Below are 12,176 nucleotides of genomic sequence, written 5' to 3' on the forward strand. Positions count from 1 at the left end.
ACCGCAGGCTGCTGGAGCCGATCGGCAACATCCCGCCAGCCGAGGCCGAGGCGCGTTACTACGCCTCGCTAAATCAGACCGCCATCGCGGCCTGATTTGAACAAAATGGCCTCCGGCAAACCCGGCGCGGTTCAAAGCAGCCAAGCGCACACGCCCAGTCAGTGTTGAATTGCCGTTTACTCAGCCGGCAACTGCGACGCCGTCTGACGTTGGAAACGCGAACGCATACGCGGCGCTATCCACCACGACACGGGCGCTGAAGCGATGGCGCTGACGCCCACGACCCAAGGCATCAAATGCATCGCGAAAGCCGACAGCGGCGTTGCCAGCACCAAGACAACACCGGCGCCAAAAACGACGGCCTGGACCATGACATAGACGAGGATCGAGATTTGAAGTCGGATTGACATTTACGATCTCCTTTAGAAATCGAGGGCAGCTTGGCGGGATGATTTGACGGAGATCGAATGAACCACTCAAACGCGGAATGAAACCGCCAATGAGTCCGCTCTGAATATTCGCCGCAGACATCGATTTAATTGTCCCGCGATGAATATCTTCGTGTCCGTCTTGCACCAACATTGCAGAATATCAATATTTTACAGATGCGGGGCAGGTTCGGAATTTACCTATTTTCTTGCACAGCCCTCGTTTGCAACGGCGTGTCGATGAGCGAACGTGAAGCTGCGCCCGACATGAAGGGGCCGGGCTTTCGCGTGGCGATGTTCTCGTCCATCCGCTCTGAAACGCGCCCGCCGATTTCGACCGGACGTTGCGTCTCAACCTTGAGTAGTTTCCGATCCTGTTGAAGCGATATCCTGGCCGCTACCCTTTTTCACAGGCGAACACCGAACCGCCCCAGGCCTGTTCGAACGGCGCCCAGTCGGCCTAAGAAGCACTCGCCTTAAAAGCGACGCCTTCCGCTTGGCCGTCTGTCATGCGACAAGCGATGGAGGACGAACATGCAGTTTCATCATGCGGCTCTGGCGGGCGAACCGCGCTTGCGCGTCGTCTTCGCGAACAAATCCATCGCGCTTGGCCTTCCATCCGGATCGACGCTTGGCGACATTGCCGCATGGGTCGAGGACCGAAGCCACCGGCACAACGGCCTGCTGCGGTCCGTCCATGTCAAAATGGCCAGCCGGCGCGCCGCCGATATCCATGAATCCAACCAACGTCGCATCTGATCCGGCGCCGCCGCCCGCCTAAACCACTCGGGTTTCTGGTCCAGTCGCCCGTTGGCAAGGGCGGCGACCGCCGCCGACGGTATCCGGCGCCGTGAAGGAGTTCTCCATGCGTTTGATTTTCACCCTCCTAGTGATTGCTTATCTTGTCGGCGTTGGCGTCACGCTGGCGCCGACGATCAAGGCAAACTGGAACACCGCCCCCGCGTCACAATTCGTCGACCGCATCGTGGCGGACCTGCCTGAGGCCTTGTCCTGGCCGGCGACGGCATTTCGCAGCGTCAGGGACAATCCCGGCGCTCCTGAAAAACCTGCCGCTCCGCCGAAGCCCGGCGCCGCCGAGTAGCGGCGGCTTGAGGTCGCGGCGAACGAAATCCGCGCCTAAAGCAAACGCCGGTCCCCGAGGAATCCAAGACATGCAAAATCAAGATCACACGGCGATCGGAAGGCCGCGGGAGTCGATCGAATGGCTCCCGTCTTCCAGACTTTCGCGTTTTGCTCGTCAAACCATCTGAAAATTCATCACCGGACAACCTGTCGCTACCGACATCCGGCGAGTCTTGGACCGCATCGTCTTATGCTTCGTCCCTGAGAGAGCCGGGACCTCCGCTTGGTTTCGAACGAACTGACGATCGAGCCGACCGCCTCGGTCACGCAGGCGCGGGACGTGTTCGGCAATGCCGTGGCGACAGCGACGTTTCAACACATGACCGACCTCTCGGCATCGACAGTTTTGTCGAACTCCAGCTCGATGCCGAACTCTGGCCTGCTTTCGATATCGCCGCATCGGCGATTTCCTATCCGTTGCTGTATACGCGCGACGAGTGGAGCGACCCCGGGGCATTGGCGGTGCGGCAATATCGCGACCCGAGCGGACGCTTGCGGGCATGTCGGCGTCGGTCGCCGTTACGCCTGAAAGTTTCGTGGGCGACGCGCGCTTCGCCGCATGAAAGAGACAACCCCTGCCGGCATTCGGCGGGCGGTCTTGGTCAATCCCTCACACGCGAGTCCGCGATCGGACGTGTTGCAGCATTGTCCATCTCTCATAAAGCTGCTCAAGAGCCGCACAACGGCGGCCGGGTCACCCCCCACATGAGCAAAGGAAGAAACGATGACATCAAGCGCCGAGGGGAAAAGAACCGCTCTGGTCACAGGAGCCAACTCGGGCCTGGGCAAAGCCATCGCCATGGCTTTGGCGGCGCAGGGCATGCGCGTTGGTCTGGTGGCGCGCGACCGCGCGCGGGGCGCGTTGGCGCTGGAGGAAATCCGCGCCGCCACGGGCAACGACGATCTGCATCTTTTCGTCGCCGATCTGGCGGACCAGTCGGCGATCCGCGCCCTGGCGCAAGCTTTGCGCGAACGTTTCGAGCATCTGCATGTGCTGGTGAACAACGCCGGCACGGCCTTCCCCGAGCGGCGGCTCAGCCCCGACGGCATCGAATCCGCGCTGGCTGTGAACCATCTCGGCCCGTTTCTCCTCACCAACCTGCTGCTCGACCTGCTCAAGGCGAGCGCGCCGGCGCGGATCGTGAACGTCGGCACGCGCATGAACACGGCGATGGACTTTGACGACCTGAACTGGAGTCGGCGCCCCTACCGCATGATGCAGGCTTACGGCCAATCCAAACTCGGCAACCTGCATTTCACCTTTGAACTGGCGCGCCGGCTCCGGGGCGGCGGCGTGACCGTCAACTGCGTTTTCCCGGGCGTCTTCAATTCGAACCTGGGTGGGACCGACGGCGCCCAAAACCTCTTCTGGAAGCTTGTCGCCCGACTATTGGGCTGGGCGATCCCTTCCGCCGCGCAGGCGGCGCGCCGCGTGCTCTATGTCGCCACGGCGCCGGAACTTGCGGACGTGAGCGGGCAATATTTCGGCGACCGCAAGACGATTCCGGCGCCCGCCCAGGCGCGAGACCCCGAAGCCAACCGCCGGCTGTGGCGCATCAGCGAGGAGCTGACGGGCCTCCAGTCCGGCGGCGCGAGCGGTTGACAAATCAATTGCCGCCGGCCGCTTCGTCATGGGGCTTCAGGAAGCCGTCATAGGCGCTGGTGACGGCGTCGAGCCTTTCGAAATGCGGGAAAGCGCCCGTGGGAAACACGTTGAAACGCCAATTGGCGCGGCCTTGGACTTGAGTTTCGTGGCGGTAGTCGACGAAATCCCCGCGCACGCCATGCGCCATCCAGACCGGATGGGTCAGGCGCTTATACAGAAGCAGCGCGTCCTTGCTGAACAGATAGCCAGAGACGAAAGCATAGGGCGCGTAGCGCGCGCCCGGCTGATGGGTGGTGAGGTAGGCGTAGTCCCACATCCCCTGGTCGAAATCCTGCGAGCCAAAGGTCTTCTTCAGGAAGAACTTGATGCTGGATCGGCTGGTCAGCGCGTTGAACAGGCCGTGGCTCCAAAGCGGGACATTGAGCGCCGCGCGCAGCCAGGGCATCCCGCGATTGCCGCCGCGGGCGTCGTCGCGCGGAACACCTTCGAAGCCGGTCGGACTAATGAACGCCAGGGTGCGAAAACTGGCGGGCCGCTCCAGCGCGGCGCGGGCGAGAAACTCGCACGACAATGACAGCGCCAAGGCGTCGACCGCGCCGGCATGGCGGCGGCCGATCTCCTCGACCGCGGCGTGAATTGCGTCGGTCATGAGCTTGACGCTGTAGGCGCGGTCGCTGCGGTCGGACTGGCCGAAACCCGGCAGATCGAGCGCGTAGACCGGCCGCTTCCCGGCGTAGTGATCGAACAGCGGCTTGACCTCGTAGGCGGACGGGGTGGCGTTGATGCTGTGGATCAGCAGCAACGGGGCGACGCCCTCGGCGCCGCCGGCGCTGTAGATGGCGATCCGTCCGGCGGCGCCGTTGATGTCGGTGCGATGGCCCGACAGCGGATTCGGCAACTTCGGGTAGGTCTTACCCTCTACAGTCGATTTCTCGATGGCAATTTCATTCATCAAACGTCTCCCAGCTTTCAGGCGCGGCGCGCGGCGGGCAAATATTAATAGCACTGCTCCGAGCATCGTAGGTTCACCACGAAAAGGCAATGCTTGGCCTCGTCATGAGTTCCCTGACGGCGAGGTCCTCCCCAACGCTGAGCCATCCCTGATAGAGCTGGCCCCGGTTGTCTGAACAGTTTCCCGCGAAAGATAACTGGTGTTCTTCCGGGTTTGGTTCTAGCGGATTGCCGCGCGTTTGTCGCGATGGAGGGCGGGCGTAGCCCAACCGGAATTGCGACAAGTTTGCTGACGCGTGACGACGGCCCGCGAAGCGATCAGGTTCTATCGCTTGCGCTGGCGCATCGAGGAAGTGTTTCGCATGCCGAAGACGGACGGGCTTGCCTTGGAGAAAAGCCAGATCAGCAGGCGTCGCGCCTGTTCAATCCGGCTGCGATGGCGATTGGCGCCGTCACCCTTTGGTAAGGTTCCGCAAGGAAATATGTTGGGCGCTGGTCTCTTGCGATGACAGTTCGGACAGTCCACATTGATGCCCGATTTTCACAAGCCGGGATCGACGCGCTGTTAAGCAACGCAATTTCGCGAGGGCGCGGTGAACAGGGCGTGGCGAACCGGGCGCGCGCCATTTGCGGGATATCAAGGCGACACGGCCCGTCTTGGACGATATAATGGCGCCAATCAAAAATGATATAAATTCGGCGACGAAATGTCGTCGAACGGGGGGAGGCGGAATGTTCCAGGTTCGTATTCACGGCCGTGGCGGCCAGGGCGTGGTCACCGGGGCGGAAATGCTGTCGGTCGCCGCTTTCATTGAGGGGCGCCACGCTCAGGCTTTTCCCAGCTTCGGTTCGGAGCGCATGGGCGCGCCGGTCATCGCCTTTTGCCGCATCGCCGACCGGGAAATCCGGCTGCGCGAGCCGGTCCAGGATCCGGATTGCCTGGTTTTGCAGGATCCCACCCTGCTGAAGGTGATGGACGTGTTTTCCGGCCTGCGGGAAAACGGCTTTTTGCTGGTCAACACCAACAAGACGTTCGATGATCTGCATTTGGGCGCCATCGTCGAAAAATTGCCGGCGGGCCATGCCGTCATCGTGCCGGCGACCGATCTGGCGCTGAAACACGTCAAGCGCGCCGCGCCCAACGCCGCGCTTCTCGGCGCCTTCGCCGCGCTGACCGGCCTCGTTCATTTCGACAGCGTCAAGCGCGCCATCGCGGAAACCTTTCCGGGACGAATCGGCGAGGCCAATATCGCCGCCGCGCAGGACGCATACGATCTCGTAATGGCTCAGGAACGCGCCACGGCGGCGTGAGGGGAGCGGCTATGCTCAAGCAAATCGAAGGTTCGCACGCGATGGCCGAGGCGATCGCGCTGTGCCGTCCCGAAGTGATCTGCGCCTATCCGATCACGCCCCAGACCCATATCGTCGAGGGACTCGGCGAACTGGTGAAATCCGGCGAATTGGAAAATTGCGAATTCATCAATGTCGAGAGCGAGTTCGCGGCGCTTTCGGTGGCGATCGGGGCCTCCGCCGCCGGCGCCCGCGCCTATACCGCCACGGCCTCGCAAGGCCTGCTGTTCATGGCCGAAGCCGTCTATAACGCCGCCGGCCTCGGCCTGCCCATCGTCATGACGCTGGGCAACCGGGCCATTGGCGCGCCGATCAACATCTGGAACGACCATTCCGACGCCATGTCGATGCGCGACGCCGGCTGGATTCAGCTTTTCGCCGAAACCAACCAGGAGGCGGTGGACCTGCACATCCTCGCCTTCCGCCTCGCCGAGGAATTGTCCATGCCGGTGATGGTCTGCGTCGACGGGTTCATCCTCACCCACGCCTTCGAGCGGATCGATATTCCCGAGCAGGCGCAAGTGGACGCCTTCCTGCCGCCCTACGATCCGGTGCAGGTGCTCGACCCCGAGAATCCCGCCTCCATCGGCGCCATGGTCGGCCCCGAGGCTTTCACCGAAGTGCGCTTTCTCGCCCATTACAAGCAACGGCAGGCTTTGCGCCTGATCCCCGCCTTCTCCGCCGAACTCGGCAAGATTTTCGGACGGGCGACGGGCGGGTTGCTGCGAACCTACCGGATCGAGGACGCCGAGACGGTTGTCGTCGCCATGGGGTCGATCTGCGGCACCATCAAGGACACCGTGGACGAAATGCGCGAGGACGGCGTCAAGATCGGCGTGGTCTGTCTCGTGTCGTTCCGGCCTTTCCCGGTAGAGGCGCTCGGCGAGGTTTTGGCTGAAGCCAAGGATGTCGTGGTGGTGGAGAAAAGCATCGCCGTCGGCGTCGGCGGGGCGCTCGCCGACAATATCGAGGGCGCCTTGCGCAATCTGGAAAAGCGGCCCCGGCTGCATTCGGCCATCGCCGGTCTCGGCGGCCGGCCGATCCCGCGCGACAGCTTGCGCCGCCTGTTCGAGACGGCGGTCACGGACCCGTGGGAAGGCCCGCATTTCCTCGATCTCAACGACCGGGTCGTCGGGCGCGAGATTCATCGTGTGCGAAAAGTCCGCCGTTCCGGTTCGACCGCCGAGAATATTTTGCGCCAGCTCGCGCTGACCAGCCAATTGCCGCAGGATTGAAGGAGAGCGCCATGACAGACGTCCAAATGACCGATGTTCCCGCGCTCGCTCCAGACGAAGCGCAGCAAAAACTGAAGTTTTACCAAAAGGGCACGTTCACCGTCGGCAACAGGCTGATTTCGGAGGGCGAGCGTTCCGTGCAGGCCTCGCAGGCGCGCAGCAACGCGCTGACGTCTGGCCATCGCGCCTGCCAGGGCTGCGGCGAGGCGCTGGGCGCGCGCTATGCCATCGACGCCGCTATGCGCGCGAGCGGCAACGATCTGATCGCCGTCAACGCCACCGGCTGCCTGGAGGTGTTCACCACGCCCTACCCCGAAACCTCCTGGCAATTGCCCTGGCTGCACTCGCTGTTCGGCAATGCCGCGGCGGTGGCGACCGGCGTCGCGGCGGCCATGCGGGTGAAGGGCAAAAAGACGCGCGTGATCGCGCAAGGCGGCGACGGCGGCACCACCGACATCGGCTTTCAATGCCTGTCCGGCATGTTCGAGCGCAACGACGACGTGCTCTACATCTGCTACGACAACGAAGGCTACATGAACACCGGCGTGCAGCGCTCCTCCGCCACGCCGCCGGCGGCGCGCACCGCCACCACGCCGGCGCTGGGGCCGGAGCCGGGCAATGTGTTCGGCACCGGCAAATTCGTGCCGAAAATCGCCGTCGCCCACAACATTCCCTATGTCGCCACCGCGACGGTCGCCGATCTGCACGATCTCGAACGCAAGGTCGTCAAGGCCATGGCGATCCACGGCGCGCGCTATATCCAGATCAACGTCCCCTGCCCGCTCGGCTGGGGCGCGCCGTCCTGCGACACCATCAAGCTGGCGCGGTTCGCGGTGGAATGCGGGCTGTATCCGATTTTCGAGGCCGAACATGGCCGCGTCACCCATGCGCGAAAAATCAGGAAACAGATTCCGGTGCGAGAATATCTGAAATTGCAGAAACGCTATGCGCATCTGTTTCGCGGCGGCGTGGACGATCCCCGCGTGGCGCGGATACAGGCGATCTGCGACGCCCATATCGCCGAATATGGCCTGCTTGGCGATGACGAAGAAGTGTGAGGACACATCATGGATCATGATTTCGCCGTCACTCTCGACGTTGGCTCGTCGCTCGCCAATCATACCGGCTCGTGGCGCACGTTTCGGCCCGAATATGTCCATCGCCTGCCGCCCTGCAACCATGCCTGTCCGGCCGGCGAGGACATCCAGGGCTGGCTGTCGCTGGCCGAAGCCGGCGATTACGAGGGCGCGTGGCGGGCGCTGACGCGAAACAATCCGCTACCGGCGGTGATGGGGCGCGTCTGCTACCACCCGTGCGAAACCGCGTGCAATCGCGCGGGGATCGACGCCAGCGTGGGCATCAATTCGGTCGAGCGTTTTTTGGGCGACATGGCCATCGCCAAGGGCTGGGCTTTTGCGCCGCCGACAGCGAAGAGCGGCAAGAAGGTTCTGGTCGTCGGGGCCGGGCCGGCGGGGCTGTCGGCCGCCTATCATCTGGCAATGCTGGGCCATTCGCCGACCATCAAGGAGGCGGGACCGGCGCCCGGCGGCATGATGCGCTTCGGCATTCCCAAATATCGCCTGCCGCGTGAGACGCTCGACGCCGAAGTCGCGCGCATCGTCGCGCTTGGCGTCGCCATCGAGTATGATTGCAAGGTGTCCGACTTGCGGGCGACCATGCGCGAGGGCGGCTTCGACGCCGCCTTCCTCGCGGTGGGCGCCCATATCGCCAAGCGCGCTTACATTCCCGCCGGCGAGGCCGCCAAGGTGCTCGACGCCGTGCAGGTGCTGGCCTCGATGGAGGGCGAGGATCGGCCGCTGCTCGGACGCCGCGTCGTCGTCTATGGCGGCGGCAATACCGCGCTCGATGTCGCGCGCACAGCCAAACGCCTTGGCGCCGAGGAGGCGATCATCGTCTATCGCCGCACCCGCGAAAAAATGCCGGCGCATGATTTCGAGCTGGAGGAGGCGCTGGAAGAAGGCGTCATGATGAAATGGCTCTCGACCATCAAGAACGTCGAGGCCGGCTCCCTCACCGTTGAAAAAATGGTGCTCGACGAAAAAGGCTTCCCGCAGCCGACCGGCGAGTTGGAAACGCTGGAAGCCGATTCCGTGGTGCTGGCGCTCGGGCAGGATGTGGATCTGTCGCTGCTCAATGGCGTCGAGGGGTTGAAGATCGAGAAGGGCGTGGTTCAGGTCGGCGCCAACATGATGACCGGCGCCGCGGGCGTGTTCGCCGGCGGCGACATGGCGCCCTCGGAGCGCACCGTCACCGTGGCGGTCGGCCACGGCAAGAAGGCCGCGCGCAACATCGACGCTTTTTTGCGCGGCGAAGTCTATGCGCCGGCGCCGAAACATGAACTCGCCTCGTTCGAAAAGCTGAACGCCTGGTATTATGGCGAGGCGCCCAAAACCGTGCGGCCCACGCTGGAGCTGGCGCGGCGCTCCTCGACCTTCGAGGAAGTGGTGGCGGGCCTCGACGAAAGCAATGCGCTTTACGAGGCGCGGCGCTGCCTGTCCTGCGGCAATTGCTTCGAATGCGACAATTGCTATGGCGTCTGCCCGGACAATGCCGTGATCAAGCTCGGTCCCGGCAACGGCTTCAAGTTCAACTACGATTTCTGCAAGGGCTGCGGCGTCTGCGCCAGCGAATGCCCCTGCGGCGCAATTCGCATGGAGCCGGAGGAAATCTGATCGGGCGCCCCAACCCTCAGTGCGCGGCGATCACGGGACGCTGCGCGCCGGACAACCAGCCAAACAGACCCTGCCAGGGTTTTCGCGCGGCGCGGCGGCGCGCGGCGGGCGCCGGCGGGTTGAAATCCAGCGTCGCCGGCAGAGGTTCGGCCTCCAGCGCCGCGAAGGCGCCGCGCAGCCGTTCGGCGCCCCGGCGCCATTCCGCCGCGCGTCGCGCGGCTTCGCCATCCCGTTGCAGCAGCGCCTCGACTTCGGCGCGCCGCGACGGCTCCAGCAGATCGTCGGCGTAACCGTGCAGGTCGGCTTCGCATAAGCTGGAGGCGGCCCGCAGATGCGGCTGGGGGACGCCCGTCAACGCGCTCGCCAGTTCGGCCCGCGCGCGCGCCAGCCGGATCAGCGCCTGCGCCCCGGTCATGTCGAGCACGGCGCCGATGTCCGCGTAATCCAGGCGTTCAAGCGTCGCCAGCGCCAGCACGGCGCGCGATTCGAACGGCAGGCGCGGCAGCGCCCGCGCTTCGGGCGACCAGGGAGAGTGACGCGCGTCGCGCTGGAAGCCGCCGGAAGCCTCGGTCTCCTCGAACAGGGCGAAGTCCGCTTCGCGCCGCGAAAACTCCCGCGCGAGCCGGGTCAGGCAGCGCAGCAGCGCCAGCCGAAGCGCACCGGGCGGTTGCAACGCCCCGCCCTCCCGCGCCAACAGGCCAGCGCGCCAGAAGCTCAGCAAGGCCTCGTGCGCGAGATCGTCCGCGTCCTGGTCCGCGCGGCTCCGGGCGCCGGCGCGCGCCTCCGCCACCGGCCAGCGGCCGAGCAGGGCGTGGGCGCAGCGCCGCAGCGCTGGCGTCAGACTGGCTGCGGTCTCATGCTTGGCTGCGGTCTCATGCTTGGCGACGGTCTCTTGCATGGCGACCCCCTCCGGCTTTATCCCGCTTTGCCAAGGGATTGGCGTCGGGACGGTTCACAATATATTAATATATCGTAAACTGTTCCGTACGTCACCGCCAGACGCCCAAGCGCCTTGTTCCGGTTTATCAACGGATTCCGCGCGCTCAGGGATCCACAGGCTTGGCGCGTGGCGCTCTTGCTTCCGGCGTCGGGCGCGGGTAAATGCCCCCAAGCGCAATTGTGGATGCATTGCGGCGAATCGGCCGAAAGCCGGCTTCGGCGGACCAAGACAGTGTCCGACGAGCCAAGAAAAGGTTCGGCGTGCCAATATGGCCGCGACGTCGCCGCAAGCGAAACACAGGATTGTTCATGACGATAATTACTGAGGAACCCGCCACCCTCGCCGTTCAATCGGGGGTCTTGCGCGGCAAGCGCGGATTGGTGATGGGCCTCGCCAACAACCGCTCGATCGCCTGGGGCATCGCCAAGGCCGCCCGCCTCGCCGGCGCCGAAATCGCCCTGACCTACCAGGGCGAGGCGCTGGAGCGCCGGGTGCGCCCGCTGGCGGCCGAACTCGACGCCCATGTGGTCGGCGAATGCGACGTCACCGATGGCGCATCGATCGACCATGTCTTCGCCGAAGTCGAAAAGCTTTGGGGCGGGCTGGACTTCGTCGTCCATTGCATCGCCTTTTCCGACAAGGACGAACTGACCGGCCGCTACGTCGACACCAGCGAGAAAAACTTCACCACTTCGCTGGCGATCTCCTGCTATTCCTTCACTGCGGTGGCGCAGCGCGCCGAAAAGCTGATGAAGACCGGCGGGTCCCTGCTGACCCTGACCTATTACGGCGCCGAGAAATGGATGCCGCATTACAATGTGATGGGCGTCGCCAAGGCCGCGCTGGAGGCCAGCGTGCGCTATCTCGCCGCGGATCTGGGCGAGAAGGCCATTCGGGTGAACGCCATTTCCGCCGGGCCGATCAAGACCCTGGCGGCCTCGGGCATCGGCGACTTCCGCTATATCCTGAAGTGGAACGAATATAACGCGCCGCTGCGCCGCACCGTGACCATCGACGAAGTCGGCGAGAGCGCGGTGTTCCTGCTGTCGCCGATGGCGCGCGGCGTCACCGGCGAAATCCTCCACGTCGACGCCGGCTATCATGTCGTCGGCATGAAGAACCCCAAGGCGCCCGACATCGGCGAAATCGTGCGCGGCAAGGACTGAGCCGCGCCGATGACGCCGCCGCTGTTCTTCCTGCGTCACGGCGAAACCGATTGGAACGCGGAAGGGCGGCTGCAAGGCCAGAAGGACATCGACCTCAACGCGCTCGGCCGCCAACAGGCGGCGCAAGCCGGGCGCAAGCTGAAGAAAATCCTGTCCTCCCGGGGCCTGGACCCCGCGGCCCTGTGCTGGCAGGCCTCGCCGCTGGCGCGCACCCGCGAAACCATGTTTCTCGCGCGCAAGGAACTTGGGCTGCCCGCCGAGGGCGTCGTTTTCGACGCGCGACTCAGGGAATTCACCTTCGGACGCTGGGAGGGCAAGACCTGGCCGGAGGTTTGCGCCGAGGACCCGGAGGGCGCGGCGGCGCGCGACGCCGACAAATGGCGTTTTCGTCCCCCCGGCGGCGAATCCTACGCCGATCTCACGGAAAGACTGCGGCCCTGGCTCGACGCGCAGCACGAGCCTTCAGTGGTCGTTTCGCATGGCGGCGTCGCCCGCGCGCTGATGCATCTCATCGGCGGTCTCTGCGTGGAGCGCGCCCCGACCGCCGACATTTTTCAGGGGCGGGTGCTGGTGTTTTCGGCGGGACGGTTCGACTGGATATAATACGTCTCGCCGCCGTGAGCGTCAGCCATTGCAAAGATCAAGTTCGGTGAACGCGCGTTCA

At 64.3% G+C, this 12,176-nt stretch carries 13 protein-coding genes; 10 read left to right on the top strand and 3 right to left on the bottom strand.

The genetic code is table 11. The annotated features are described in order from the left end of the window. Positions 1 to 176: 176 nt before the first annotated feature. Positions 177 to 410 carry a hypothetical protein gene (locus CCR94_RS13875; protein ID WP_104508447.1) on the bottom strand — a complete coding sequence of 78 codons (234 nt, stop codon included), beginning with the start codon at positions 408 to 410 and terminating at the stop codon, positions 177 to 179. A gap of 552 nt (positions 411 to 962) precedes the next feature. Between CCR94_RS13875 and CCR94_RS13880 the strand changes: the two genes are divergently transcribed. The 4 genes from CCR94_RS13880 to CCR94_RS13895 all read left to right on the top strand — a co-directional run bounded on the left by CCR94_RS13880 (position 963) and on the right by CCR94_RS13895 (position 3,174). Continuing rightward, positions 963 to 1,187, top strand: coding sequence for a hypothetical protein (locus CCR94_RS13880; protein ID WP_104508448.1), 225 nt, complete (start codon positions 963 to 965; stop codon positions 1,185 to 1,187). A gap of 106 nt (positions 1,188 to 1,293) precedes the next feature. After that, positions 1,294 to 1,530: a hypothetical protein gene (locus CCR94_RS13885; protein ID WP_146090002.1), complete on the top strand. Its 237-nt coding sequence runs from the start codon at positions 1,294 to 1,296 to the stop codon at positions 1,528 to 1,530. Between the two features lie 120 nt (positions 1,531 to 1,650). Further along, complete coding sequence (locus tag CCR94_RS26670; RefSeq protein WP_425332335.1) at positions 1,651 to 1,776, top strand: transglutaminase N-terminal domain-containing protein; 126 nt, start codon at positions 1,651 to 1,653, stop codon at positions 1,774 to 1,776. A gap of 519 nt (positions 1,777 to 2,295) precedes the next feature. Beyond that, complete coding sequence (locus CCR94_RS13895) at positions 2,296 to 3,174, top strand: SDR family oxidoreductase (RefSeq protein ID WP_104508450.1); 879 nt, start codon at positions 2,296 to 2,298, stop codon at positions 3,172 to 3,174. A gap of 4 nt (positions 3,175 to 3,178) precedes the next feature. Here the strand turns inward: CCR94_RS13895 and CCR94_RS13900 are convergent, their stop codons facing one another. After that, complete coding sequence (locus CCR94_RS13900) at positions 3,179 to 4,129, bottom strand: alpha/beta fold hydrolase (RefSeq protein ID WP_104508451.1); 951 nt, start codon at positions 4,127 to 4,129, stop codon at positions 3,179 to 3,181. A gap of 731 nt (positions 4,130 to 4,860) precedes the next feature. On the opposite strand from CCR94_RS13900, the gene CCR94_RS13905 reads away from it, so the two are divergent. Genes CCR94_RS13905 through CCR94_RS13920 form a run of 4 tightly spaced genes read left to right on the top strand, consistent with a single transcriptional unit; the run spans position 4,861 to position 9,406 of the window. Beyond that, positions 4,861 to 5,439 carry a 2-oxoacid:acceptor oxidoreductase family protein gene (locus CCR94_RS13905; RefSeq protein ID WP_104508452.1) on the top strand — a complete coding sequence of 193 codons (579 nt, stop codon included), beginning with the start codon at positions 4,861 to 4,863 and terminating at the stop codon, positions 5,437 to 5,439. An 11-nt stretch (positions 5,440 to 5,450) separates the two neighbouring features. Then, complete coding sequence (locus tag CCR94_RS13910; protein WP_104508453.1) at positions 5,451 to 6,713, top strand: transketolase C-terminal domain-containing protein; 1,263 nt, start codon at positions 5,451 to 5,453, stop codon at positions 6,711 to 6,713. A gap of 11 nt (positions 6,714 to 6,724) precedes the next feature. Next, the gene (locus CCR94_RS13915; RefSeq protein WP_244594072.1) at positions 6,725 to 7,771 is read left to right on the top strand and encodes a thiamine pyrophosphate-dependent enzyme; all 1,047 of its coding nucleotides are present in this window, start codon (positions 6,725 to 6,727) and stop codon (positions 7,769 to 7,771) included. A 9-nt stretch (positions 7,772 to 7,780) separates the two neighbouring features. After that, positions 7,781 to 9,406 carry an NAD(P)-binding protein gene (locus CCR94_RS13920; protein ID WP_184421399.1) on the top strand — a complete coding sequence of 542 codons (1,626 nt, stop codon included), beginning with the start codon at positions 7,781 to 7,783 and terminating at the stop codon, positions 9,404 to 9,406. Positions 9,407 to 9,422: 16 nt separating this feature from the next. Here CCR94_RS13920 and CCR94_RS13925 read toward each other — a convergent pair whose 3' ends face one another. Continuing rightward, on the bottom strand, positions 9,423 to 10,304 hold the full coding sequence (locus tag CCR94_RS13925) for a hypothetical protein (RefSeq protein ID WP_104508455.1): 882 nt from the start codon (positions 10,302 to 10,304) through the stop codon (positions 9,423 to 9,425). A gap of 350 nt (positions 10,305 to 10,654) precedes the next feature. On the opposite strand from CCR94_RS13925, the gene fabI reads away from it, so the two are divergent. Further along, on the top strand, positions 10,655 to 11,512 hold the full coding sequence (gene fabI / locus CCR94_RS13930; RefSeq protein WP_104508609.1) for an enoyl-ACP reductase FabI: 858 nt from the start codon (positions 10,655 to 10,657) through the stop codon (positions 11,510 to 11,512). Positions 11,513 to 11,521: 9 nt separating this feature from the next. Then, complete coding sequence (locus CCR94_RS13935; protein WP_104508456.1) at positions 11,522 to 12,115, top strand: histidine phosphatase family protein; 594 nt, start codon at positions 11,522 to 11,524, stop codon at positions 12,113 to 12,115. The last annotated feature ends 61 nt before the right edge of the window (positions 12,116 to 12,176 follow it).

The sequence above is a fragment of the Rhodoblastus sphagnicola genome, from assembly GCF_002937075.1.
Lineage (GTDB): Bacteria > Pseudomonadota > Alphaproteobacteria > Rhizobiales > Beijerinckiaceae > Rhodoblastus > Rhodoblastus sphagnicola.